Source organism: Gynurincola endophyticus, assembly GCF_003991195.1.
Lineage (GTDB): Bacteria > Bacteroidota > Bacteroidia > Chitinophagales > Chitinophagaceae > Gynurincola > Gynurincola endophyticus.
The window spans coordinates 157,159-183,610 of sequence record NZ_RCWL01000003.1; the positions used below are offsets into that span (position 1 = coordinate 157,159).

24 protein-coding genes are annotated in these 26,452 nt (G+C 37.3%); 12 read left to right on the plus strand and 12 right to left on the minus strand.

The window, feature by feature from the left end:
• Positions 1–10 precede the first annotated feature (10 nt).
• Positions 11–1,141 (minus strand): glycosyltransferase family 2 protein, encoded by a 1,131-nt coding sequence (locus D9O48_RS07220; RefSeq protein WP_126972142.1) that lies wholly within the window; start codon positions 1,139–1,141, stop codon positions 11–13.
• 274 nt (positions 1,142–1,415) lie between these two features.
• On the opposite strand from D9O48_RS07220, the gene D9O48_RS07225 reads away from it, so the two are divergent.
• The 7 genes from D9O48_RS07225 to D9O48_RS07255 all read left to right on the plus strand — a co-directional run bounded on the left by D9O48_RS07225 (position 1,416) and on the right by D9O48_RS07255 (position 8,457).
• Positions 1,416–2,027, plus strand: coding sequence for a hypothetical protein (locus D9O48_RS07225; protein WP_126972144.1), 612 nt, complete (start codon positions 1,416–1,418; stop codon positions 2,025–2,027).
• Between the two features lie 18 nt (positions 2,028–2,045).
• Positions 2,046–2,885, plus strand: coding sequence for a universal stress protein (locus D9O48_RS07230; RefSeq protein WP_126972146.1), 840 nt, complete (start codon positions 2,046–2,048; stop codon positions 2,883–2,885).
• A gap of 50 nt (positions 2,886–2,935) precedes the next feature.
• Positions 2,936–3,898 carry an NAD(P)-dependent alcohol dehydrogenase gene (locus D9O48_RS07235; protein WP_126972148.1) on the plus strand — a complete coding sequence of 321 codons (963 nt, stop codon included), beginning with the start codon at positions 2,936–2,938 and terminating at the stop codon, positions 3,896–3,898.
• Positions 3,899–3,912: 14 nt separating this feature from the next.
• Complete coding sequence (locus D9O48_RS07240) at positions 3,913–4,953, plus strand: serine hydrolase domain-containing protein (protein WP_126972150.1); 1,041 nt, start codon at positions 3,913–3,915, stop codon at positions 4,951–4,953.
• Between the two features lie 191 nt (positions 4,954–5,144).
• Entirely contained in the window at positions 5,145–5,915 is a 771-nt protein-coding gene (locus D9O48_RS07245) for an inositol monophosphatase family protein (protein ID WP_126972152.1), read from the plus strand.
• A 10-nt stretch (positions 5,916–5,925) separates the two neighbouring features.
• Positions 5,926–6,960 (plus strand): thiamine-phosphate kinase, encoded by a 1,035-nt coding sequence (gene thiL, locus D9O48_RS07250; RefSeq protein WP_126972154.1) that lies wholly within the window; start codon positions 5,926–5,928, stop codon positions 6,958–6,960.
• Between the two features lie 3 nt (positions 6,961–6,963).
• The gene (locus D9O48_RS07255) at positions 6,964–8,457 is read left to right on the plus strand and encodes a S41 family peptidase (protein WP_126972156.1); all 1,494 of its coding nucleotides are present in this window, start codon (positions 6,964–6,966) and stop codon (positions 8,455–8,457) included.
• Here the strand turns inward: D9O48_RS07255 and D9O48_RS07260 are convergent.
• The 3 genes from D9O48_RS07260 to D9O48_RS07270 are packed head-to-tail and all read right to left on the minus strand — an operon-like array spanning position 8,437 to position 11,378.
• Positions 8,437–9,240, minus strand: coding sequence for an amidohydrolase (locus D9O48_RS07260; protein WP_126972158.1), 804 nt, complete (start codon positions 9,238–9,240; stop codon positions 8,437–8,439). The two genes, D9O48_RS07255 and D9O48_RS07260, sit on opposite strands and share 21 nt — an antisense overlap.
• A gap of 58 nt (positions 9,241–9,298) precedes the next feature.
• Positions 9,299–10,324, minus strand: a complete 1,026-nt coding sequence (locus tag D9O48_RS07265; RefSeq protein ID WP_126972160.1) for an LLM class flavin-dependent oxidoreductase — start codon at positions 10,322–10,324, stop codon at positions 9,299–9,301.
• A gap of 31 nt (positions 10,325–10,355) precedes the next feature.
• Entirely contained in the window at positions 10,356–11,378 is a 1,023-nt protein-coding gene (locus D9O48_RS07270; RefSeq protein ID WP_126972162.1) for a DUF4421 domain-containing protein, read from the minus strand.
• A gap of 220 nt (positions 11,379–11,598) precedes the next feature.
• Between D9O48_RS07270 and D9O48_RS07275 the strand changes: the two genes are divergently transcribed.
• Complete coding sequence (locus tag D9O48_RS07275; RefSeq protein ID WP_126972164.1) at positions 11,599–12,081, plus strand: hypothetical protein; 483 nt, start codon at positions 11,599–11,601, stop codon at positions 12,079–12,081.
• On the opposite strand, the gene D9O48_RS07280 is transcribed toward D9O48_RS07275, so the two are convergent.
• From D9O48_RS07280 to D9O48_RS07295, 4 genes are read right to left on the minus strand one after another with little or no spacing between them, the layout of a single operon-like run.
• A complete protein-coding gene (locus tag D9O48_RS07280) occupies positions 12,078–14,684 on the minus strand; it encodes an MGH1-like glycoside hydrolase domain-containing protein (protein WP_126972166.1) in 2,607 nt (868 codons plus the stop codon). The two genes, D9O48_RS07275 and D9O48_RS07280, sit on opposite strands and share 4 nt — an antisense overlap.
• A 37-nt stretch (positions 14,685–14,721) precedes the next feature.
• Positions 14,722–15,981: a chromate transporter gene (locus D9O48_RS07285; protein ID WP_233589200.1), complete on the minus strand. Its 1,260-nt coding sequence runs from the start codon at positions 15,979–15,981 to the stop codon at positions 14,722–14,724.
• A gap of 7 nt (positions 15,982–15,988) precedes the next feature.
• Positions 15,989–16,561 carry a nicotinate (nicotinamide) nucleotide adenylyltransferase gene (nadD, locus tag D9O48_RS07290; protein WP_126972168.1) on the minus strand — a complete coding sequence of 191 codons (573 nt, stop codon included), beginning with the start codon at positions 16,559–16,561 and terminating at the stop codon, positions 15,989–15,991.
• Between the two features lie 7 nt (positions 16,562–16,568).
• Positions 16,569–16,793 carry a FeoA family protein gene (locus D9O48_RS07295; RefSeq protein ID WP_126972170.1) on the minus strand — a complete coding sequence of 75 codons (225 nt, stop codon included), beginning with the start codon at positions 16,791–16,793 and terminating at the stop codon, positions 16,569–16,571.
• 93 nt (positions 16,794–16,886) lie between these two features.
• Here D9O48_RS07295 and ybeY point away from each other — a divergent pair, with 93 nt between their 5' ends.
• A complete protein-coding gene (gene ybeY / locus D9O48_RS07300; RefSeq protein ID WP_126972172.1) occupies positions 16,887–17,312 on the plus strand; it encodes an rRNA maturation RNase YbeY in 426 nt (141 codons plus the stop codon).
• Between the two features lie 169 nt (positions 17,313–17,481).
• Positions 17,482–19,341 (plus strand): tRNA uridine-5-carboxymethylaminomethyl(34) synthesis enzyme MnmG, encoded by a 1,860-nt coding sequence (gene mnmG / locus D9O48_RS07305; RefSeq protein WP_126972174.1) that lies wholly within the window; start codon positions 17,482–17,484, stop codon positions 19,339–19,341.
• A gap of 14 nt (positions 19,342–19,355) precedes the next feature.
• Here mnmG and D9O48_RS07310 read toward each other — a convergent pair whose 3' ends face one another.
• Both D9O48_RS07310 and nadA read right to left on the minus strand, forming a co-directional pair.
• Positions 19,356–19,832: a GAF domain-containing protein gene (locus D9O48_RS07310; protein WP_126972176.1), complete on the minus strand. Its 477-nt coding sequence runs from the start codon at positions 19,830–19,832 to the stop codon at positions 19,356–19,358.
• A 199-nt stretch (positions 19,833–20,031) separates the two neighbouring features.
• Positions 20,032–21,033 carry a quinolinate synthase NadA gene (nadA, locus tag D9O48_RS07315; protein WP_126972178.1) on the minus strand — a complete coding sequence of 334 codons (1,002 nt, stop codon included), beginning with the start codon at positions 21,031–21,033 and terminating at the stop codon, positions 20,032–20,034.
• Positions 21,034–21,603: 570 nt separating this feature from the next.
• Here nadA and D9O48_RS07320 point away from each other — a divergent pair.
• Both D9O48_RS07320 and D9O48_RS07325 read left to right on the plus strand, forming a co-directional pair.
• Positions 21,604–23,721 carry a peptidylprolyl isomerase gene (locus D9O48_RS07320; protein WP_126972180.1) on the plus strand — a complete coding sequence of 706 codons (2,118 nt, stop codon included), beginning with the start codon at positions 21,604–21,606 and terminating at the stop codon, positions 23,719–23,721.
• A gap of 109 nt (positions 23,722–23,830) precedes the next feature.
• On the plus strand, positions 23,831–24,343 hold the full coding sequence (locus D9O48_RS07325; RefSeq protein WP_126972182.1) for a DUF2480 family protein: 513 nt from the start codon (positions 23,831–23,833) through the stop codon (positions 24,341–24,343).
• 108 nt (positions 24,344–24,451) lie between these two features.
• Here D9O48_RS07325 and corA read toward each other — a convergent pair whose 3' ends face one another.
• Entirely contained in the window at positions 24,452–25,492 is a 1,041-nt protein-coding gene (gene corA / locus D9O48_RS07330; protein ID WP_126972184.1) for a magnesium/cobalt transporter CorA, read from the minus strand.
• 220 nt (positions 25,493–25,712) lie between these two features.
• Entirely contained in the window at positions 25,713–26,447 is a 735-nt protein-coding gene (gene kdsB / locus D9O48_RS07335; protein ID WP_233589201.1) for a 3-deoxy-manno-octulosonate cytidylyltransferase, read from the minus strand.
• Positions 26,448–26,452 lie beyond the last annotated feature (5 nt).

Below are 26,452 nucleotides of genomic sequence, written 5' to 3' on the forward strand. Positions count from 1 at the left end.
TTCGATAAAGTTACAGATCCGTTCGATAAATGCTACCCCGGCGGTCACCCGAAACGCTTTCTATTATGAAGGGATAAGGGTGGATATAAACTCCTTTCCACCGTGAAATGTTTGTTTCCAAAAATTTAATAAAGCCCTCGATCCCTTCCTCGCGGTTAATTACCCATACCTTTTTGGTTGCCTTTGGCTTATTGGCTGCAAAAATTTTATGTTCCGGCAATAATGAGCTATTTAAAAGCTCATATTCTAACGAAATTTCATTTGTTATAGTATGATTCTGATTATCTTCAGGCTGCAGTTTTCCAGATTTGATTTTTACGAAACTTTTTAGTATCTTATTAAGATAGGGTGTTTGCCATGGGTGGTATTTTGCTACAAACAGCTCCATCGCTCCATAAAAACGTTTGAGATAAACCCTGTCTTTAACGGTTGATTCTCCCTTGTAATGCACAATGGTGTGTTGCCCCAGATACCAGTTTTCATACCCTGCTTTTTCTATCTGCACACTAAGGTCAATATCTTCTCCATACATAAAATAGCGCTCATCGAAACCGTTTACTTCATCCAGAATATTCTTTCTGACCAACATAAACGCTCCGCTTAGTACCGTAACCCTTCCATTCGCTTTTTCTTTTATATGGGGAGCATAATATTTGTTTAAAAACGAGGACCTTTCATTCAATCTATACAGCTTACTCATTTTCATGAAAGAAGCCCAGAGAGAAGGGTATCCGCGTTTCGATTCTGGCAGGAAGCGACCGGCCCCATCAATCATTCTTACTCCCACCGCGCCTATTTTTTCGTTTTTCAATAGCTGTTCTATTGTATATACGAAGGTTTGTGGCTGAACGAGTGTATCCGGATTCAAAAACAATACAAAGTTTCCTGTAGCCATTGTCAACGCCCGATTGTTCGCTTTGGCAAAGCCAAGGTTTTCGTCATTCACCAGAATCTTTACATCAGAAAAATACTGATTTATCAGGTGAATGTCGCCAGAGGTAGAGGCATTATCTATCACAATCAATTCTGTTGCTACAGACAGTTGTTTCATCAACGCCTCTTTAGCCTGATGAACCGTATGTAAACAATGAATTAAAAACGGCACACTATTATAGTTTACTATAATCACAGATAACTTCATCAACACGAATTAAGTGGATTTTCTTCATAAATCAATCAAAAACAATTACAAAATCAGATTACCGCAATTTTTCCTTTGAAGGTCCGGAAAAACAAGACCGCTATTATTTGTAAAAGTTACTGCTAAAAATGTAAGCTGTCTGAAGCTCACCGGTTTTTGTTCAGATACTTAACAATTTGTTTATGATCTCTTAAAACTAGTTCTTTAAGTTTACCGATTGAATACATCACTCTTCTTGTAAATAAATACACATTGCTATCTTAAAATTATAAACATGAAAATAACAACCGTTTTCTTTTCCGTTGCCTTGTTAGGAATGATTTCTTGCAATCAGAATAAGAAGCCCAACGAGGATACCACACATAATAACGATCGTCAAAAAGAAGAAGCAGTTGAAAAAAACAAATCAACCGAAGCTTTTAATTTTGAAAAGATTCCATTATCAACTAAAGAAGTCGGGAATTTTCCTTATGTTGTAGCACCCGAAGGATATAGATTTGCCAATGAAAAAGAAAAAAGAATAGAGGAGAAGTATTTTTTCCATAATGATTCATTGGTAAAAAAAGTAAATGGTCAATATTTTCATGCAACTGTTTATCAAAACGGAGATGTTTTTGAAGATACGTTTCTGGTAAATATGTTAAAAGAACAAATAGAACAGTTAGGGGGAGTAGAAATATTTTCCGGGGGTTTGCCCTACGCAGCAAGCGAAATGATTCAACATGAAAAACCCAATTATGTAACAGATATGTATGACCCGATGCCCTACAAGTACAAACAGTTTTTGTTAAGAAGGCAAAATGAAAATATCTGGATTGAATTATGTCATGGCTTAAATGCCAATCAAATTGATGTGAGTGTTGTACGTGAAGATAACAAACAGTAAAATAAAATTATTTGTTTTATGAATACGATCATTATCACCACTGATTTTTCTGCTCCTGCTATGAATGCCGTAAAATATGCAGCAAAACTAGCGCAGGTTGTAAAAGTTTCGGAAATCATCGTTTATCATTCTTACCACAATGCAACAGCATCTTCTGACGTATCGATACCTATTACCAATACAACTCTGGCGCATGAAGCAAGTATGCTGGCGCTTGAAATCACTCTAAATGAAATCAAGAACCTATTGAACGATGAACATAATGTTTCAATAGAAGCAATCACTAACAAACTTCCCTTAGAATCCGGGGTACAACAACTGGTTGAACAAAGAAATGCAGGGTTAGTCGTTGCCGGGGCAACAGGCAAGAGCAATCTTGAAAAGTTTCTGGTAGGTAGTAATACCGTGGCGCTTGCTGACTCCTGTACGGTACCATTGCTTATTATTCCAGACGGATATTCCTTTCTTCCTATTCGCAAAATAGTTTTTGCCTGTGACTTAAAGCAGGTTAATAATAATACTCCTGTGTCAGCTATAGCCTGGTGGTTAAAGTCTTTTGAGGCAAAGCTACTGGTTTTAAACGTTGCTTTAAAAAATAAAGCATTTAGTCCTCAAACCGTAACTGACCAATATAAAATGCATGCAATGCTGGATGTATTCAATCCTGATTATCATTACACGGAAGGGAGTAGCATTGTAGAAGAAATTACAACGTTTTCTGAAAAGGAAAGCGCTGGATTAATTATTACCATACCAAAATCTTATGGGTTTTTTGAAGGACTATTCAAACGTAGCATAAGCAAAGGCCTTACCGGTAAAACAGAAACACCGTTGCTTATTTTAAGAGACGTTCAATAAAATTAAAAAGGCCTGCTAAATGATCTGTTTAAGTTGATAAATTTAGTTACATGAAAGCTGCTGTATATAAACGCTATGGGGGTGCTGAGGTGGTAAGTATTGCCGAAACAGCAGCTCCGTCTGCAAAAGACGGCGAATTGTTAATTCAGGTACATGCCAGTACCGTAAACAGAACTGATGCCGGGTTCAGAAGTGCACAATACTTTGTATCGCGCTTCTTTAGTGGATTAGTTTATCCCAGGAACCAGGTTCTGGGATGTGAGTTCTCAGGAGTTGTGGTAAATATTGGTGCCGGAGTAAAAAGTTTTAAACCGGGTGACCGGGTTTTTGGCTACGATGATCAGCGTTTCGGTTCTCATGCTGAATACAAGGTTATACAGGAAAACAAAGCGGTGGTACTGATGCCCGAAAAACTCAACTTTCAAACTGCAGCTGCAATGACGGAAGGAAGTCATTACGCACTTGGAAATATCCGTGCTGCAAAGGTAAAAGCGAATGATCGGGTATTGGTATATGGAGCATCCGGAGCAATCGGATCGGCTGCCGTTCAACTGCTCAAACAGATCGGTGCATACGTGGTTGCCGTTTCAAATAGTAAAAATGTGCCGTTAATAAAATCTCTGGGAGCAGATCTTGTGGTCGATTTCGAAACAGAGGATTTTACCGCCATTACTCATCGCTTTGATTTTGTTTTCGATGCAGTAGGCAAAAGCTCTTTCAGGCAGTGCAGGCATTTAATGAAACCAAAAGGCATTTATATCTCTACGGAATTAGGAAAAAATGCTGAAAATATATGGTTGGCATTCATAACACCTATGTTGCGAGGAAAGAGAGTACTTTTTCCGATTCCGTCTATAAATAAACAGGATCTTTTATTTCTGAAGAGCCTTGCCGAAAATGGATTATTCACTCCGGTAATAGATAGAAGTTATCCGCTGAAAGATATAATTGACGCTTACCGTTATGTTGAAACCGGTCAGAAAACAGGTAATGTTATCCTTAACATTATTTAAACCCAAAGCTATTCATGATTATTAAACACAAGCTGCTACAGAAAATTTTAGACAGTGCTGTTGACAATAAAAAAATATTTGGTACCTCCTTTTGTATAAAGCATGGAAAAGAAAATTGGTGTGGTGCTTCAGGAAATTTAGGAACAGATCAATCATACTTTATCGCCAGCACGACCAAGTTATTTATTACGGCGATTATTTTACGATACCGGTCACAAGGATTATTGGATTTAAACGATAGAATTGGAAAATATCTTTCCTCTGATATTGTAGCGGGCTTAAATGTCGTTAAGGGAAGAGACTATTCTCACGAAATTACTATTCGAGACTTACTTGCGCACACTTCAGGAATACCAGATTACTTTCAAAAGAAAGACGCCTCAGGAAATAGTTGGGAAAACCAACTACTGAGCGGAATTGATTTTAGCTGGACGTTTGATGAGGCGATAGCCCGCAGCAAAAGTCTGCCGCCTCCTTTTCCACCCGGAGCTAAAAATAAAGCGCATTATTCAGACACTAATTTCCAGTTACTTGGGAAAATAATAGAATTTATTTCTCAGGAACAGATTCAGAAAGTATATGAAGAACAACTGTTTGAGCCTTTAAATCTTAAAAGAACCTATCAATATTCGGATAAACTGGATATACGCCCAAAGCCGTTATATTACAAAAACAAGATTTTGCACATTCCTCAGGCCATGTCGTCTTTCGGTGCAGATGGAGGTATGGTATCAACGTCTCGTGAGATGATGGTATTTCTGCATGCTTTTTTTACAGGAGTGCTTTTTCCGTATGAATATCTTGAGGAATTAACTCAATGGAAACCTATTTTTTTTCCTCTTCAATCGGGGATAGGCATTCACCGTTTTAAACTATTATGGATATTTAATCCTACAGGAGCCATACCGGCACTCATTGGCCACTCAGGACTTTCCGGTGCTGTAGCATTTTGCAACCCTGAAAAAAACCTGTATATAAGTGGCACCGTTAATCAGGTGGCCTACGCCGATTCATCATTTCGTCTTATGATTAAACTCATGCAAACCTTATTATGAGCTATTGGAAATATCACACTAACAGATCATAAGAACCTTTGGGCCAAAAAGAAAGAAGTTTTGTGTTTTTTAACAACTCCCGGCACAAACCATACTGCGAAAATTGCTGGTAGCCATTTCAGTAGCTGATACAGTCAACTACAATACTTCTTTTATAACTTTGTTTAGACTGATCGGATTATCTTTGCAGAATGTTAAAGAACGTACTTTTAGAAGCAACGGAAGCGGGTGCAAAAGTCATCCAATACTATTTCAATACAAAAAACTTACAGATTAGCAATAAAGAGGGTGCTTATAATCCGGTTACGGAGGCCGACACGGCTTCTGAAAAGGCAATTTTTGAAGTAATTCGTAAACACTTTCCCGATCATTTTATTTTAAGTGAAGAGTCTGGAGAAATGGAGCAGGCAAGTGAATACAAGTGGATAATTGACCCTATTGACGGAACGGTGAACTTTGCACAGGGTATTCCTGTTTGTTGTGTGAGCATTGCGGTAGAAAAGGCCGGAGAAATTATCATGGGAGCTGTATATAACCCGTTCATGAATGAATTTTACTTTGCTGAAAAAGGAAAAGGTGCTACCTTAAATGGGGAGCAAATTCATGTTACCAAAAAAGCTGATCTTAACAAAGCTTGTATCGCTACCGGTTTTCCCTATAACTACGTAGAGTCTGAAAATGATCCGCTAACCAGTATAGGAAAATTTATTAAAAACGGTATCAGCGTAAGAAGACTTGGCTCCGCAGCGTTAGACTTGTGTTGGGTTGCCGCCGGTCGTTTAGATGCTTACTATGAACACAAGATTCATTCATGGGATGGCGCCGCCGGATATATTATTGTAAAAGAGGCCGGTGGTAAAGTAACCGATCTTCAGGGAAATGAATACAGTGTTTATCAACCGGGTATTCTTGCTTCCAATACGATATTACACGAAGACATGTTAGCCAGAATTCACCAATAAACTTTTTGTTATGAGTCAACAGAGAACAGAAATCGCAGAGTTAGGAGAGTTTGGGTTAATTCAACACCTCACTAAGAATATTGAATTTCAAAATGCTTCTTCGATAGTTGGAGTAGGAGACGATGCTGCAGTGATTGATCACTTCGGTAAACAAACCGTTATTACTACTGACTTGTTAATTGAAGGCGTACATTTTGATTTAGTATATACTCCGCTCAAACACCTGGGCTATAAATCAGTAGTTGTAAACATCAGCGATATTTATGCGATGAACGCGACTCCAACCCAAATAACTTTAAGTATCGGTATCAGCAATCGCTTTAGTGTTGAGGCATTAAATGAGTTTTATGAAGGCGTGTACGCTGCCTGCGAAAAATACGGTGTTGACCTGATCGGAGGCGATACTTCTATGTCGCAAAAAGGTTTCGTGATTTCAGTAACCGCTATCGGCGAGGTGAAGCCTGATCAGTTTGTGAAAAGAAGCACTGCTCAAAAAGGAGACCTTATCTGTTGTAGCGGTGATCTGGGTGGTGCTTATGTAGGCTTGCTTTTTCTCGAAAGAGAAAAACAAATTTATCTTGAACACCCAAATGTTCAGCCCGACCTTGAAAACGAAGCTTATGTTATCGGAAAGCTGTTAAAGCCGGAAGCCAGAAAAGATATTGTTGAGTTTCTGGAACAGAACGACGTTAAGCCGACTTCGATGATGGATATTTCTGACGGATTAAGCTCAGAGCTCATTCATATTACCGAACAAAGTGGTTTAGGTTGTGTGATTTATGAGGATAAAATTCCGGTTCATGAAGACATGAAAAAAGCCGCCTTTAAGTTCGAAATAGATCCGACTGCCTGCGCTTTAAGTGGCGGGGAAGATTATGAATTATTGTTCACTATTCCACAATCAGAATACGATAAACTCGTTTTAAATGAACAAATCAGTGTTATCGGTTATATGACTGATTTGGAAGAAGGAAGAAAAATTATCACCAAAGGGGGCAGTACTCATAATATTACCGCTCAGGGATGGAATGCTTTTAAAAAGTAATGTATGATCAGGAATTATTGCGGCTTGTTACTTGTGTTGTTTATTTTTTTAAGCAGCTGTTCTGCCACTAAGTCTATTCCTGTATCTACCAAATTATCCCCTTCAGAATTACGCGAAGATTTTGCTGTTCTGAAGGGGGTATTAGAAGAGTCGCACCCCAGCCTTGACTGGTTTGCGCCCAAAGATTCTATCTATCATTTTTTTGAAAATCAATATGAGTCTTTAAAAGACTCCATGACCATTTTTGATTTTAAACATTTTATATCTGCCACACTTTCTCCGATTAAGTGTGCCCACACGTCCTGTTCTTTCTCGGGTTATCATTTGTCAAGAAGTAACAACAGCCCGAGCGTCGTGTATCCTTTTCATTTAAGAGCGATAGGTGATACCCTGGTAACAGCCAATGTTACAGATACTACCGTTAATCAGAATTTTATCCGCGGTACTATTATAAAAAAAATCAATAATATCCCGGGTAATGAAATTATCTCTACTTTAAAAAATTATGTTCAATCTGACGGTTTTAACGAAAGCGGAAAAATCAGTCAGTTAAATGGCAACATCATTTTAACAGCTTACTTTTACCAGATTATAGCCAGAGATTCTATCTGGAACATCGAATTCGTAAATAGATTCGGGGAAACCGAATCTGCCAGCTTCAAAGTTAAAAAGCCTGTAAAAAAAGACAGTACAGTAAAAGAAACTCCAAAGGATACTTCAAGCATTCCCAAACCGGCTTTACCAAAACTGAATAGCTACAGAAACTTACAAATTGACACCTCTCTTTCATCGGGGTTTATGACCATTAATACTTTCAAAAATGATGGTAATCTTGATATTTTTTTCAGAAGAAGTTTTAAAGCACTTCGAAAAAACAATATTCAATACCTCGTAATAGATCTTCGCAGAAATACAGGTGGATTGATGAGCAGCACTACCAAACTTTTATCATATGTAAAAGACAGCTCTTTTCATATGGCACAGGAGGCTTATGGAATCAGGAGAAATTCTTCTTATAAAAAGTACATTACCAACTACTGGAAAAACAGAGTCATTCACCTCTTCAGTACAAAAGATGATAAAGGTTTATTTCATTTGAAGTTTTATGAAAAACATACTTTCCGTTTGAAGAAAAAGAATCACTTCGACGGACAAATTTTTGTGTTAAACGGAGGATTATCTTATTCTGCCAGTGCAATTTTTGCTCAAAAAATGAAGGGGCAACAAAATGTTACCATTATAGGAGAAGAAACCGGTGGCGGTGCTTATGGAACCACTGCAATGGGTAGCTACAAAATACTATTACCTAATAGTAAAATCAATGTCAATGTTCCCTTATACCGCTTAATAATTGACTCAACGCTTCAGCAAACCGGAAGAGGCGTTGAACCTGATATTGCTTTACCGGTAACACTTATGGATTTCCGGCTGAAAAGAGATCCGGTAACCTTGTATCTGAAAGATTATCTAAGCAATTTACGTGTGGATCAAAAATAAATCTGCATCCAGCAAGAACGGTAGTTTGGTTCTTGTTTCGGCCAGTTCATTTTTCTCAAGTGTAATGGTATTTATTTCTTCTTTATGTTCGCAGTGATATAAAACTTCGCCCATCGGATTAATGATCATAGTGTCGCCGCTGTGATAAATATTATTACCGTCATTTCCTACACGATTAACACCAACAACATAAGACTGGTTTTCGATTGCGCGTGCCTGTAATAAAGTTTTCCAGGCAAGATTACGACGTTCGGGCCAGTTAGCTACGTATAATAAAATGTCATACTCCGGCTCTACATAATCATCTTCAATATTCATTTGTTGGCGCGACCAAACCGGAAAACGTAAATCATAACAAACTAATCCGTTCAGGCGCCACCCCTTTATGCTGGCAATGAACCTCTTTGAACCTGGTGTGTAATGTTCATCCTCCCCGGCATAGGCAAACAAGTGACGCTTATCATAATGTGCAATCTGCCGGTTCGGCAAAGCCCATATCAACCGGTTAAAAAACCGGTCATTTTCTTTCACCATTATACTTCCTACCAATACAATTTTATTATCAGCAGCTATCTTTTTCATCCATTCTACGGTTTCACCATCCATTGTTTCAGCAAAAAGTTCGGGTTTCATTGAAAAGCCCGTATTGAACATTTCTGGTAAAACCACAATTTCTTTTTTGCCTTCAATGCCGGCAATTTTATCACTAAACATTTTAAGATTAGCCGGTTTATTTTCCCAATGAAGATTCGATTGAATAGTAGTAATGGTGAGCGTTGACATACGATGATTTTTGCAATTGGAAATTAAGCATTGATCCTGAAAAAAGTATCATTCGTACTTACTTTTCAAGTTTCAATTCATCATTTATTTCATTTATCACTTTTGCAAATAAGCGATACGACTCAAATCGCTGTTCTTTAGTTTCAGTCATTGTAGCAAACATAATTTCTTCCGCATCCGTTTCTTCAATAACTTTTTGTATTTGTGCTTTTACTTGTGCCGGTGTACCAACAATCATTCTTTTGCGGTTTTCCAGTATGCGGGCACGGTCATAATCATTATAAGGATAATCTAAGGCTGCTTCTATGGTCGGAATTTCTTCAAATCTTCCTTTTTCAAAACTCAACAAACGATAGTCCATCATAGTACCGATCGCATGTACTTCTGTTTCATCTTCAGAACAAAATGCAAAAAAGCTGACCATCGTTTGGGGGGAGGCAGATTGAATAGAAGGTTTGAAACTTTCACGATATCCGTTTAACGCTTCAGGTACACCATATGGGCTGATAAACTGAGCAAAAGATATTGGCACGCCAAAATGTGCTGCCAGGTAAGCGCTCTCTCCACTTGAAGTTAACATCCAGATGGAAGGAGCCGTGTCAATCACAGGAATAGCCTTGATATTACCGGGCTTTTTTTGCTCTTCTACATTAAAGTAGAACTGAAGTTCGGCAATCTGTTGAACGTATTGCTTGGGATCGAATGTATTAGAAGGATTTAACAACTGTGCGGTTTGCCTGTCTCCACCCGGTGCACGGCCAATGCCTAAGTCAATTCTGTTAGGATACATCGCTTCTAACACTTTAAAATGTTCGGCAATTCTTAGCGTAGAGTGGTTGGGTAACATGATTCCACCCGATCCGAGTTTAATTGTTTTGGTAACCTGGCCGATTCTGGCGATTAAAATCTCAGGAGAACCACCTGCTAATGTGCGGGAGTTATGATGTTCAGAAAACCAATAACGGGTAAAACCCAATGATTCAGCATATTGTGCCAATTCAACCGATTCTTCAAAAACCTCGTGCGCATTTAAATCACTGCGCATCTGGGTTTGGTCTAAAACACTATAACGAATTGTTTTCATGTAGAATTAACAACCAAAGGAAATCAGTTGTTTAATCTTTCTTCTCGAATATTTTGAGTTTCTTTTTCAATTTTGGGCCCGGTGTAAATCTATACGCATATGTTAAGCGTACATTTCCGGTGCGTACTTTATATTTTCCTGTTTCGCCCATCGTCTGAAAACTGGAGTTTACCCACATCAGGCCAAAACTCTTTTTTTCATCGTTGTAACCGATTCCCGCTCTGTAGGTAAGGTTTGGCAAAAACTTTACATCTTTTGAATAGCCATTATCCGTCCATTCTTTATGCCAGCCCAACGGAAAACTGATCGTCATGGCTCCGGTAGCATAAAATCGTTCATCAATTACGTGTGTATAAGCATAACCTGCTCCGGGTCCTATATTAAAATACCTGATTTTATTTACCTCAAACTGATCATAGTTATGTGACAAGGAAGCAGGAACAAAGGCACTGTCTGCCATCGTTACTCCATAATAAATATCACCGCCCAGTAAAATACTTCCGGCTGATTTCTTTTGCCATTCATTTTGAATCATAGGAGCTCGTAAAGACAATTTTTTCCAGTTTAATACATAATAAGGGGCAATTCCAAAATGCCGGATTTTAATATCAGGCCTGATGTAATAAGAAGAAGCGTCTGGCGCCGCATTTCCCTGCGGGCGTAAATAAAAGCTTTTATAAAACTGACCCATAAAATCAATGGTCATCTTACGGGTATAAATATGAGATTGAAGATCAAGGTATTTGGTTTCGCCTTTTTTTTCGTCATTTCCGTTCAGAAAACCAAATCCATACGCCAGGTTTAAAGTGAACCATTCATAAGTAGCACCTATCCCAAAATTTAAAGTCGTATTTGGGTTATAAGTCAGATTTTTGAGCGAACTGCCACTGGCAATCGTAAAATTGGTATATTTCTGCGAAAAATAAGTTCTGGCAGTAATCAGATTACTGAATGATTCGTAATAATTTTCATTAAACGCAGTGTCTGCATCCTGTGCATACAATGAACAAGGCAATACCGCTACCAATAAAACAAAAAGCCTTTTCAATAACATATAATTATTTATATATGAAAATTACTACAAATGTGATACCTCTGTGCAGGGGTGTCAAAAATAAGTTGAAACAACCGGGTCAGAAAAATAATATATAATTTTCTTATTCCAGTTTCTCTTATCGTCATGAGTGATAATAAATCATTTATAAGTAGTTATTTTTACAGATATCAGATTTTACGAATTCAAATCTGTTTTACGAAAAGAAAAGTTATTTGAGATGAAAGCAGCAAATGTTCAGGTTTTAAAACAGGCTCTGAAAGATAAAAAACAATCAGAACTGGTAGAGCTTTGTTTAAGGCTGGCCCGGTTCAAAGCTGAAAATAAAGAATTGCTGAGTTATTTGCTTTTTGACGAATCTGATTTGTCCGGTTATCTTCAACATGTAAAAGAAGAAATGGAGATAGGATTTGAAACGCTTAATACACAACAAACTTTTCTGGCAAAAAAAACGATCCGGAAAGTTTTACGAATAGCTAATAAACATATCCGCTACATTGGTCAGAAAGAAGCCCAGGCAGAAATATTAATTTATTTTCTTCACCTGCTTAAACATTCAGGCTACGATGTGCATCGTTCCGCCGTAATGATGAATTTGTATAAAACTCAGCTTAAAAAGATTGACCAGGTTCTGGAAACACTTCACGAAGATTTACAATTCGAATACAAAAAATCGAGAGAGGAGGTCTCTCTCGATCGTTAATCTTTTGTATATAATTCATGAATTAATTCGGCAATACAAGCTGTCCATCCGGTTTGATGTGATGCGCCCAGTCCGTTTCCATCATCGCCATGAAAATATTCATAAAACAGGAGCAGGTCTCTATTTTCAGGTCGCTGATAAAAAGCATTATGAATACCGTAGCTCGGAATTTCATCCTTTTCGTCACGGCTGAATAATTTCAATAATCTTTGCACGAGTTCTGCTGCAACTTCTTCAAGATTTAACCAGTTTCCTGAACCCTTAGGGCATTCAACTTTTAAATCATCACCATAAAATTCGCCGTATTTATGAATGGAGTGAATGGTTATGTGATTGATCGGCATCCAAATGGGGCCACGCCAGTTGCTGTTTCCACCAAAGAGATCTGATGTAGAGTCGCCCGGGTCATATTGAATAGAATAAATTTGTCCGCCTATCTGAACAGTATAGGGATGATCTTTGTGGTATTTAGACAAAGCCCTGATTCCGTACTTTGATAAAAATTGTGATTCATCCAATAGTCTGTCGAGCAGGTTTAACAATCTGTCTTTCGGAACTAACGACAGTAGCAGGTAATTAGAGTTTTCATTTTCCGTATTCGGCCAGAATTTGTTATTCCGCTTACGGTAATTCTCAAACCATTCTACCCGTTTTTTAAAATCTTTCAGTTTATCAAACTTTCTCTTTTCAATAGTAGACACGGCAAACAATGAAGTGAGTCCGACTATAGAAAAAATCTGCATTTGTTTAGGTTGTTCATCCTGAAGGGTAAGCGTATCGTAAAAGAATTTATCGATATCATTCCACATGCCGTGTTCGTTCAACGATTCGGCAATCAGTACAAACTGTTCAAAAAATTTGGTAGCGCTGTCTTCATAGCTGTTATCATAAAGGGCTATTTCCAATGCGATGTCCATCATGTTGAGGGCATACATACCCATCCAGCTGGTACCGTCGGCCTGTTCGAGTTTTGCATTTGGTAAATGAAGACTTCTGTTAAATACACCGATATTATCTAATCCGAGGAATCCTCCTTCGAACATATTATTACCACTTGGATCTTTTCGGTTAAGCCACCACGTGAAATTGATAATCAGTTTATGAAAAGCTCTCTTCAGAAATGGAATATCTCCTTTACCGATCCGTTGTTTTTCGATTCGATATACCTGCAGGGCTGCCCATGCCTGTACCGGAGGATTTACATCTGAAAAGTTCCATTCGTACGCTGGTAACTGTCCGTCGGGTTTCATGTACCATTCCCGCATGATCAGCAGTAGCTGGTGTTTAGCAAAAGTAGGATCTACCATTGCCATCGGCACACACTGGAATGCCAGATCCCAGGCTGCATACCATGGGTATTCCCATTTATCGGGCATACTGATAATATCTTCATTTTTTAAATGTTTCCATCCGCTGTTACGACCGGTTTGTTTAAGCTCGTAATTAGAGATTTCAATCCACTTTTCAACGTCGTAATAATAAAACTGTTTACTCCATAAAAGAGCCTGCAGTGCTTTTTTCTGAATAGACCTAAGATTTTTATCGGTAACATTTTCGGTAAGTGACTCATAAAAAGAATCACACTCTTTCATTCTGGTTTGAAAAAGAGCATCAATATCAAGATCAAAAGGCTTCTCAACTGCTTTATTTGTTAGCCGGAAAAACCAGATTTTCTTATTGTTCGCCGGTATAGAAGTTTGGTATACCGGTGCGAATTTAGTTCCTGATTTTTTCGACATCAATGCTTCATTGTACAAGCCCCCGATAATAGCATTATTGAAAGCATCTTTCGTGAAAATATCCTGTCCTTTTCCAGAAACCAACTTCCAGTTCGTTTCGTTTTCAGTCATCAGTGACGCAGCAGGCTGCGGAAAATAAAAATGATAATTTCCCAGTTTGTCGTGTACTGTTTTTACATACTGGTCATCGATTCGTTGAATAGACGGTTTTTTCAGATTCGGTTCCGTTTGCCAGCGATTAAAAAACCAAAGGGTAGGGATGAGTGTAAAGGGAGCTTCGGTGGCTGACCGGTTAGTAACTACTACTCTGATAAAAATATCCTTTGAGTTTTCTTTCGCATAAGTTACTTCTACATCGAAGTATTCATTATTCTGAAAAGCTTCGGTATCCAATATTTCAAACTCTGTATCGAGTTTTCCTCTTTTGTGATTCTGGTCTTTAATCTCTTTATAAGGAAACTCTTTTTGCGGGTATTTATACAAATAGCGCATGTAATAATGCGAAGGAACATTATCCAGATGATAGTATAGTTCTTTCACATCTTCACCATGATTTCCTTCATAATTGTTTAAACCGAAAAGGCGTTCTTTCAGAATTGGGTCGTGGTGATTCCACATACTAATTCCGAAACAAAGGTTCTGCGACATATCAGAGATTCCTGCGATGGCATCTTCACCCCATTTATAAGCACGGTAATGCGCTTCTTCAAAAGGCAGGTAGCCCCAGGCGTCAGCATTGATACTTTCATCTTCTCGTACGGTTCCCCACTGACGTTCGCTAATGTAAGGGCCCCAAAGTTCTAAAGGAATTTTTTTAGCAGCATTTAAGATCAAACGCTGTTGTTCAGTATTTTGATTCATCATTTCTATTAAAGTTTTCGCTAAATCGATTTAGCCGTATTTACCACATCCATCCCAATAATAAGCAAGCGATTACGATAAAAGGAGACGATATTTTGGTATAAGATAATATAAACCAAGTGCCGACGATAACTGCAATATTGGCGATACTGATTGTTTGCATATTAATCAAACTGATATCACGCATCATATACAAAGTAGAAGAAATCATTATTCCAACTACTACGGCATTAATACCTTCTATAGATCTAAAAACGATTACATACCGTTGCAAGTTGTGCCAGATCGGATAGAAAAATAATACCAGCAATGCACTGGGAAGAAAGATGGCAATTCCTCCTAATGTTATACCCAGACATTGCCACCAGAAACCTTTGTCTTTCATTGCAAGTCCACCCATATAAGAGGCAATTGAAAATACTGGTCCGGGTACGGCACGCACTATACCTGCTCCGGTATAAAATTCATCGCGATAGATTTCAATTACACCTTCTTTTTTATCCTGGTTTTTGAGAATAACTCTTTCGTTTTTTGGTCTTTCAACCCATTGCTCGAACATCATGGGAATAAGTACCTGACCGCCACCAAATACGAGGCTTCCGAAACGGTAAGTATTTTCAAATAGGTTTAAGGGGCGGCGATGGGGAAGGTCATACTTTCTTGCCAGTTCTGAGCCCACCCCGGCAACAAAAAAGATACTCGCAAAGAGCCAGATATTCGCCCATTTAATTTTCTTAGGACGGTCATATTTTTCAGGAATTCTTTTATCACTAAGGTTAGTAACAAAGCCACCGGCTATAATAAGTATAGGAAAAACCCAGGGTGTTTTAAATAGAAGAACTGTTGCAATACAGCTAACAATCATTATAACCCAGGTAATAGTATTTTTAATGGCTAAGTGAAAAGATTTCTGCGCAGCAAAAGCGAGAAAACCTACTGCCATCGGCTGAATAAAGCGAAAGATTTGTTCACTAACTGCCGGGTTAATAATATTAATAAAAAAAGAGAATGCACCCATGATGATGCAGGCAGGGGAGATCCAGATTAATAGAGAAAGAATAGCGAGAGGAATTCCTCCTCTTTTATATCCGATCAGAGTAAGTACCTGGGTAGAGCTGGCGCCGGGCAATAACTGGCAAAATGAATTGTAATCGAGTACTTCTTTTTCAGTCACATCTTTTCTTTCTTTCACAAAGGTTTTCATCACCATCCCGAAATGACCTTGTGGTCCTCCAAAAGCGGTGATGCTATGCAGGAAAACGGCTCTAAGGAATGGAATATGTCTGATTAAGGCCTTCAACTAAAGCTTACTTTTTATAATAACGATTCGTTTCTATTTCTTTCCAAACTGCATCGGGTACCAGAAATTGTATTGAATGATTTTTCTGAATAGCTTCCCGAATAAAGGTAGCACTGATATCCAGATGGGGTGCATGAACGATCTGATGATTTGCTTTATATAAATGTTCAACCGGAAAATTAGGGCGGATATAAATATAGACCTGATAATTATTAATAATGTATTCGCTGTTTTTCCATCGTGGTAAATTCTGATAACTATCACTCCCCATTACAATGGTAAACTCATGATGAGGATATTTATCGATCAGATAAGCCAGGGTATCGGCCGTATAAGAAGGTTTAGGTAATCTGAACTCTATGTCGCAGGCTTGCATTTGAGGAACAGATTCTATTGCAATTTGTACTAAATGTAAGCGGTGATATTCGTTCAATAAAGTAGAGGAGGGTTTGAAAGGATTCTGCGGACTTACTACAAACCATACCTGATCCAGGTCAGTATTCTGTAGCAGATGATTAGCTATTATTAAATGTCCGTTATGAACCGGATTAAAAGAACCGAAATACAAACCCACCTTCATGTGCCTATCAAATTAATTCAACAAAAATATGTTCAGCTTCATTCAAACGTAAACTCAGATTATATCCTGCTACCATCACTGATATCGGATCACCCAGAGGAGCTACTTGTTCTACTTTAATCATTTCGCCCGGAACACAGCCCATTTCCATTAATTTCAACACCAGATCATTACTTTCAAAAGAGTGTATCACACCTTGTTCTCCCACTGACAACTCCGACAATCTTTTCATATTTATTATTTTTTGCTTCTCAAAACTACTATTCAAATCCCGAATTACCATGCTAAAATTTAAATATTACCTTTACAAAACAATTCAATTACAATGAGTAAAATAAGTTTTCATAGTTTAAAAGCCACTCCTTTAAAAAATAAAACAGCCCTTAAAAACTTCCTTCAACAGTTGTTTGAACAAGAAAACAAATCTTTACACCAGCTCACTTATATATTCTGTGACGACGATTATCTTTTAGAAATCAATAAAAACCACCTTCAACACGATTATTATACTGATATTATTACTTTCGATTTGAGTGAAAACGATGAGGACGGAACCATCGGAGAACTTTATTTATCTATTGACCGAATCAGGGATAATGCTAAACAAATGAATCAACCCCTCGAAAGAGAATTACATAGAGTAATATTTCATGGAGCACTCCATCTTTGTGGCTATAAAGACAAGACGGATAAAGAAGAGAAGCTGATGCGTGAAATGGAAGACAAATACTTAAATCAATACTTAAAATAAGAGGTTCCACGTGGAACCTTTCTTTTTCTTACACTATCAACTATGTTCCACGTGAAACATATCAACTTCTCGGCTAAGTTAAGTTCCACGTGGAACCTCTTATTTTTTTAACAAATAGACTATAAGGTAAAAAATTACTAGATATTCTATTCCATATTATCTTTGCAGCATGTTTTTAAATTATGATATTATAGTAGTAGGGGCCGGCCATGCTGGATGTGAAGCAGCAGCAGCAGCAGCAAACATGGGATCTACAGTTTTATTGATCACCATGAATATGCAAACCCTTGCACAGATGAGCTGTAACCCGGCAATGGGAGGAATTGCTAAAGGACAAATTGTGAGAGAAATAGATGCCCTGGGCGGATATTCTGGTATCGTTACCGATAAAAGCATGATCCAATTCAGAATGCTGAATAGGAGTAAAGGCCCTGCCATGTGGAGCCCAAGAGCACAAAGTGACAGAATGTTGTTTGCAGCTACCTGGAGAGAAATGCTGGAAGCAACACCTAATGTAGACTTCTATCAGGATATGGTGAAAGAAATGATCATTAAAGATGGAAAAGCTTGTGGTGTTGTTACCGGGCTAGGACATGAAATCAGATCAAAATCAGTGATCGTAACCTCCGGTACTTTCTTAAATGGTGTAATTCATATAGGAGAAAAGAGATTGGGAGGAGGAAGAATTTCAGAAAAAGCTGCTACAGGAATCACCGAACAATTAGTAACCTTAGGTTTTGAAGCCGATCGCTTAAAAACTGGTACCCCTCCGAGAGTAGATGGAAGATCACTCGATTACTCAAAAATGGAGGAACAACCGGGTGATGAAGAAATTATAGGCTTCTCTTATATGCCGGTACAAAAACCTACCAAACAGAGAAGTTGCTGGATTACTTACACCTCATCCGAAGTACACGAAATTTTAAAAACAGGTTTCGATAGAAGTCCAATGTATACCGGAAGAATTGAAGGAGTAGGCCCAAGATATTGTCCTTCCATAGAAGATAAAATCAATCGCTTTGCAGAAAGAGATCGCCATCAGCTATTTGTAGAACCAGAAGGTTGGAATACACATGAAATTTATGTAAACGGATTTTCAACCTCTCTTCCTGAAGAAGTTCAGTATAAAGCACTGCGTCAGGTGAAAGGTTTTGAAAATGTAAAGTTCTTCCGCCCCGGATATGCAATCGAATATGATTACTTTCCACCTACACAATTAAAGCATAACCTCGAAACTAAACTGATAGAAAACTTATTTTTTGCAGGACAAATTAATGGAACCACCGGTTATGAAGAAGCAGGTTGCCAGGGAATCATGGCCGGAATAAATGCTCACCTGAAAGTTAATAATAAGGAACCTTTTATTCTTAAAAGAAGTGAGGCTTATATTGGTGTGCTAATCGATGATCTGATTAGCAAAGGAACCGACGAACCTTATAGAATGTTTACTTCAAGAGCAGAATATAGAACACTACTCAGACAAGATAATGCTGATTTACGTTTAACAGAACTAAGCTTCGAAATGGGATTAGCTACTGAAGAAAGAAGAGATCTGATGCTTCGTAAAGTAGAACAAACAGAAAAAATAAAATCAACTATTAAAGAAACCAGTATTTCACCGGAAGAGGCAGCTGCTTTACTCGAAAAATATTCAACCAGTCCTCTACCACAAAAACAAAAAGCTCAGCAAATTCTTTTACGCCCGAACGTTCACTTGAAAAATATGATTAAAGAATTGCCTTCATTAAGTGACTTAAAAACATTCGATGCAGAAGCAATTGAACAGGCAGAAATACAAATCAAGTATGACGTCTATATCGAAAAGGAAAAAGAACTGGTAGATAAAATGAATCAACTGGAAGACAAACTTATTCCAGACAATTTCAATTTTGATAAAGTAGGCAGCTTATCCGCAGAGGCTTTACAAAAATTCAAGAGAATAAGACCAAGAACGCTCGGACAAGCAGCCAGAATAAGCGGCGTAAATCCCAGCGATATTCAAATACTAATGATACATATGGGAAGATAATTATCTTCCCTTTTTTATAAAGCAGGAATTAATTCAACAATTTGTTCGAGAAACTCTTTATCCGTTTCATCAAACTGATTGTATTCATCCGCATCTACATCCAATACACCAATCACTTTACCGTTTCTTATAACGGGAACAACAATTTCTGACTTAGACAAACTACTACAGGCAATATGCCCGGGGAATGCTTCCACATCCGGAACAATGATAGTTTCGGCTTTTTCCCAGGCTGTACCACAAACACCTTTTCCCATACGGATACGCGTACAGGCAATCGGACCCTGAAATGGTCCTAGAACCAACTGATCTTCTTTCACCAGGTAAAAACCAATCCAGAACCATCCGAATTGCTGCCATAAAGCAGCAACAGTATTTGCCAGATTTGCAATGGCATCAGTTTCACCTTCCAACAAACCTTTTATCTGCGGAATTAAAGCCTCATATTGCGCTGATTTACTGCCACTTGCTATGTATAAGTTCTCTGCCATGACACAAAAGTAGAAAGATAAAAGTGAATAAAAATGAACAAACTATTACGCAGTTACTAACAAACAGAAAATTATGTGAGAATGTGAAAAAAACACTCTAAATATTGTATGTCAATAATTTAAAAACAACAAATAATTAATATATTATAAATTAACATGGGTTATTAACAATAATGTGAATAACCCATGTCAATAATCTTTATAATCCGAATTGAGCACTGATATCCAACATACGTTGAATCGGCTTTAATGCAGCCAGGCGTAATTGCTCATCCATGGTAATTTCTGGAATTTCATGCTTCATACACAAGTAGAGTTTTTCTAAAGTGTTGAGTTTCATGTGTGGACAATCGTTACAGGCACAGCTGTTATCAGGAGGTGCCGGAATAAATGTTTTATCAGGTGCATTTTTCATCATTTGGTGAAGAATGCCTGTTTCTGTAGCAACGATGTAAGTATCAGCGCTATCTGCAGTAGAATATTTCAGCAGAGCTGTAGTAGATCCGATATAATCGGCATGTTTCAGCAAAGCTTCTTCACATTCAGGGTGTGCAAGAATTTTTGCATTTGGGTATTGAGCTTTTAGCTTGAGTAATTTCTCTATGCTGAATATTTCATGCACCATGCAGGCTCCATTCCACAAAAGCATGTTTCTACCCGTTTTTTTGTTCAAATAAGCGCCTAAATTCCTATCCGGGGCAAAGATGATCGGTTGATCATCCGGAATCGTAGAAACGATCTTTTCGGCGTTTGAGGAGGTACAGATGATATCTGACAAAGCCTTAATTCCTGCAGAGCAGTTGATATACGAAATCACCAGGTGATCAGGATGTGCTTTTTTGAAATCGGCAAACAATGCTGGTGGGGCAGAGTCTGACAACGAACAACCTGCGTTCAGGTCGGGCAATAAAACCTTTTTGTTCGGATTCAGAATCTTCGCTGTTTCAGCCATGAAATGCACACCGGCAAAAACGATGATATCGGCATCAGTTTTCTCAGCAGCCTGTGCAAGACCTAAACTATCCCCAATATAATCGGCGATGTCCTGAATATCTGCTTCCTGGTAATAGTGCGCGAGAACAATTGCATTTTTTTCTTTTTTCAATTTTTCGATCTCGGCAAACAAGTCCAAATCTGGCGACACGGGCAAATCTAAAAATCCTTTTTCAGGAACTGCATTCACTATGTTAATATCTACCATAGTAACTATTATATTATATATTTTTAAAAAAACTCTATTATTATTACGGCTGTGGATTAGTGGATAAATCTCAGATCCAAATATTTGGTAAAGTTACAATAACTAGTTTATCCACAGTTATCAACATATAAATAACATACCGGAAGGCAGATTGTTAGCGGTATTTTTATGTTTATCCACTTCTGTGGATGAAAAAAGCTGTATATAAATTTGTTATTAATCCTACATTATTTTTATGTGAATCTATGTGGAATAAATAGGCAGTTATAGACAATAAAAATCTGACCGGTACGTTTCTCCAAAATTACTCCCCAAATATCCACTGTCCGGAAATGTCAAAAAACTGGTTTATCCACTGTAAAACCACGTTATTCACAGAGTTATGTCAATTTTGTTTTCACGAAATGTTTCACGCAAGTCTGTGATATATAAATAATATGTGTATATTGAAAACCGAATCGAGGGAAAAGCTTGTATTTATGCAGATTATGCTGGTTTTCCACAATTTGTTAATATCCATTTTTACCCTATTTTTGCTATCCTTAAAAAACGGAAGTAATTAATTAAATTATGTCAATTATTCAAACTATCCGCGATAAAGCGTGGATTATTTTTGTCGCTATTGCAGTCGCGTTGATTGCCTTTATTGTTCAAGATGGATTTCAAGGAAGTGGTATGTTCGGTCAGGGAGATACTTCCATAGGTAAAATCAATGGTAAATCAGTTGATTTATTCGAATTCGAACAAAAGATTAAAAATTACGAAGATAATTATCAGGCTCAGGGTTATAATGTAAATGAGCAGGTACGTCAACAAATTCGTGATGAGGTTTGGAATTCAATGATTATCGATCAGGTTTTAAATGACAGATTTAAAACATTAGGTTTCCAGGTAACCGATAATGAAGTGTATGATATATTATATGGAGCAAATCCTCCTGCACAATTAAGACAACAATTTATTGATAGTTTGGGTAACTATGATGCGCAGGCAGCTTATACTGCTATCAGATCTTTACAACCGGGAAGTCCTCAACATAAAAGTATTTATGGTGAATTCATTCCTGCTTTAAGAGAAGCAAGAATTAAAGAAAAATATGTTGCTGCTATTGCTAACAGTGCATATGTACCAAAATGGTTAGTAGAAAAAAATAATAGTAATAATGCTCAGGTAGCAGATATCGAGTATGTAGCTGTTCCTTATACTTCTATTGCCGATTCTACTATTAAAGTAACAGATGCTGATATCAAAGCATATCTGGAAAAAAATAAAGATTTATATAAACAAGAAGCTACAAGAAGTATTGAGTATGTAGTTTTCGATGCCTCTCCGAACGCACAGGATACAGCTTCTTTAGTACAGGCTTTCGAGCAAAGAAAAGAAGCATTTAAAAATGCTCCGGATGTGAATCAATATGTTTCTTTAGAAAATAGTGAATCACAATATTATGATGGTATCATCAGCCGCAAGGAAATTAAAATTGTAAATTTTGATGATATTGCTTCTACTGAAGTAGGTGAAGTTTACGGACCATACATCGACGGCGGTCACGTATCTTTAGCCAGAATGGTAGAGAAAAAAGTAATTCCTGACACAGTTAAAGTTCGTCATATATTAATTGCAACAAATCAAAGAGACCAGGCTGGAAACATGTATCCGGTTAGAGCTGATAACGATGCAAAAGAATTAGCCGATTCTATTGCCGATGCAATTAAAAAAGGATCTTCTTTCACAGCATTATGCGAACAGTTTTCTGATGATCAGTCATCTATCGCAAATGGTGGAGAATATGATAAAATTGTTACAGGTAGCATGATGCCTGAGTTCAATGATTTTATCTTTAAAAATGCTACCGGAGCAAAAGGTGTGGTAAAAACAGACTTTGGTTATCACTATGTTGAAATTTTATCACAAAAAGGAAATGGTACCGGTTATAAAGTAGCTTATTTCACACAGTCTATTTCTCCTTCTGACAGAACCATCAATGCTGCTCAGATAGCTGCATCTACCTTTGCTGCAGGTATTAAAAATTACGACCAGTTTGTTGAGAAAGCAAAATCTCAGAATCTGAACAGATTCACTGCTACCGATATTAAAAACTTAGATGCAAATATCTATGGCATCGGTAATAGCCGCGAATTGGTAAAATGGATTTACAATGATGCTTCTGTAGGTGAAGTTTCTAATACTTCATTTAACGTTGGAAATAAATATATTGTTCCTGTAGTAACAGGCGACTATAAAGAAGGATTAATGGATGTGAAAAAAGCACGTGCATTAGTTGAATTCAAAGTAAGAAATGAGAAGAAAGCTGAGAAAATCGTAAATGATGCTAAAAACCAGGCTGACCTGCAGTCAATTGCTGAAGCAACCGGTCAATTAGTATTAGTAGCTGATAGTGTAAGCTTTAGTAACCCTTACGTATCAAACGTAGGACAAGAGCAAAAATTCATTGGTAGTGCTTTCAACCCGGCCAATAAAGAAAAAGTTTCTGCACCAATTGTAGGTGAACAAGGTGTTTATTTTGTAAAAGTAAAAGACATCAAGGCAGTAACTACTATTCCAACTCCGGTTGAAGAAGCTCAAAAGTCGATGATTGCACAACAAAAATCTATGATCGGATACAGATTATTTGATATCATTCAAAAATCTGCCGATGTAAAAGATAGTCGTAGCAAATTCTATTAGTAGAAATATATTACTTCCTGACCCCCAACATTGTTGGGGGTTTTTGTTTTTAGCCTGACCCTGAACACAACATATTTATCTTTAAATTTGTTATAAAAGAAAAGAACAAATGAGTACAGGAGAAATTGTAAACCGGGTGGCTAACAGCGGATTAATTACCATTGATATGGCTGATTACTTCCCTAAAGAAGAGGATATTGTACTGTTTGATTTAAAACCATACCTTTTTATGGAAATGGTTTTAAAAGAAAAAGATTTCAGGGAGCATTTAAAAAATATAGACTGGACACAGTTTGAAGGTAAAAATGTAGCCATTCATTGCAGTACTGATGCTATTATTCCTTACTGGGCTTATATGCTGGTAACAGTGAGCCTGGCTCCCTATGCGATAGAAATTGTGAAAGGGGATATTCCGGCAGTACAGAAAAAGATCTTTCAAAAAAGAATTGAAGAGATAGACGGATCGCAATATACAGATCAGCGAATTGTTGTAAAGGGTTGTGGTATCAAGGCAATAACCGAAGAGTTTTATGTGATGATTGCCGCACAGCTGGCCCCCTATGTGAAAAGCATGATGTATGGAGAACCCTGCAGTACAGTACCGATTTATAAGAAAAAATAAAATGAGCGAAAAAGAAAATATCAATTTTCAGATTAGAAAAAAATTAACCCTTTTCGGGGTTATCTTTTTATTGGGAATTGTATTTATTCTTTTATTACTGTTTGTTTTTTAAAACCAGTTCCTCTTTTTAAATATAAACAACATAATAATCGGAATAATGAGCATCAGCGAAATGGTGATGTAAAAACCGTACGCATGGTTTAATCCTGGAATTCTTTCGAAATTCATCCCAAATATTCCCGAGATAACAGTGGCCGGAGCCATTAAACAGGTTACAATCGCCATCACTTTCATCACCTCATTCAAGCGCATATTAAGTTTATTAATATACAATTCCTGTAAACTCATCATCACATCTCTATAGTTGTCAAGTGTATCACCTGCCTGCGCTACGTGATCAAGAATGTCTTTAAAGTATTTCTTCGTTTTTTCTGAAATATATTTATTATCTGATCTTAGAATCGTATTGATAATTTCTTTGATCGGTAGAACATGTTTTTTCATCAGCAGAATCTCTTTTCTGAATAAATTCACTTTCGCTAATGATTTCTGATTAGTTCTGCCCATTATCTCCCCTTCAATATTTTCCAGCACTTCTCCCATTTTTTCGAGAGGTACATAATAATGGTCTACAATATGATCAAGTAGATTATAAAGAAGATAATCTATATCCTTGATTCTTGATTTATGTGCTTTATTCTCCAGTTTAAGAAAAAGATTCTGAAAAGAAGAAACTGCCTTTTTCTCTTCAAAACTGATGATGTAGTTTCTGGTCATCGCAATGGTAATCTGCGATTTTCTGATATGCTGATAAGTGTCTGAAAGCTTTAGTGAGTACAACAGAAAGAATAAAACACCTTCGGCATCATCCATTTTCGGACGTTGATCACTACTCAGAATGTCTTCAATCAGCAAACTATGAATACCATAAAATTCACATAACTGAATGACATCAGTATGATGAATACCTTCAACATGTATCCATAACTTATAGTTATTGTCAATAGGTGTAAGTACCGGTGGTAATTCGGTAAAAACCTGATGAGAATATTCTGTAGAGTTGTACTTAATCAGGTGATACTTTACTTGTGCATCGTCTTCTCTCGATACCGGATGAAGTGGATTGAATGGGTGAACGCTGGTGGACATCACTACACTTTTAACGATTATTGACAAATTTGATACCTAATGAAAATGCGCAGTGAAAATCACTACGCATTTATTTTTTCTTCGTTCAGAACCTTAACCAAATATCTTTTTACAAAGAGTTATATCGATAAATTTATATTTTTTTTCATTAAAATCAAGATTCTTAATGATTTTCAATAAAAATTTTTTTTCAATGTATTCAAAGTATGCCATTAAAACCCTATTTAGTTAAGCTTTTCAGGTATTCGTTTGCTCTTGTCAAATCATCCGGAACATCTATTTCTACACCATTATAATCGACTAATACCATTCTTAGCTGAACCCCGTGTTCTAAATACCTGATACATTCTATTTTTTCAGCATCTTCCAGTGGCGTTAATGGCCATGTAGAGAATTGCATTAATATATCTTTCCTGAAAGCATATACGCCAATATGTTTATGATAAACAGGAGTAATCTCTTTATTCCTGTGATATGGAATAACACTTCTGCTGAATAATAAAGAGTTATTCTTTAAATCTACTACTACTTTTACAAAGTTGGGATTTTCAATATCTTCTTTTTGTGTCAGTTTCTGCATCAAAGAAGCTACTTGTACGGCCGGATCTTTAAATTGATCAACTAATTCGCGCAGTGCCCTGGCATCTACGAAAGGAGTATCGCCCTGAACATTTAACACAACATCAATATCCATATCTGTAATGGCTTCGGCGATTCTGTCTGACCCGCATTCGTGTTCTTTAATGCTCATTTTTACATTTCCACCGTTTGAAGCAATTTCCTGATAAATGATATCGCTATCTGTAACCACCCAAACCTCATCAAAGATGCCGGTAGCAACAGTATTATCATATGTGTGCCGTATGACGGTTTTATCACCCAGCATTTGCATTAATTTGGCAGGAAAACGACTCGCTGCATATCGTGCAGGAATCATGGCAATAACTTTACCCATAGTTT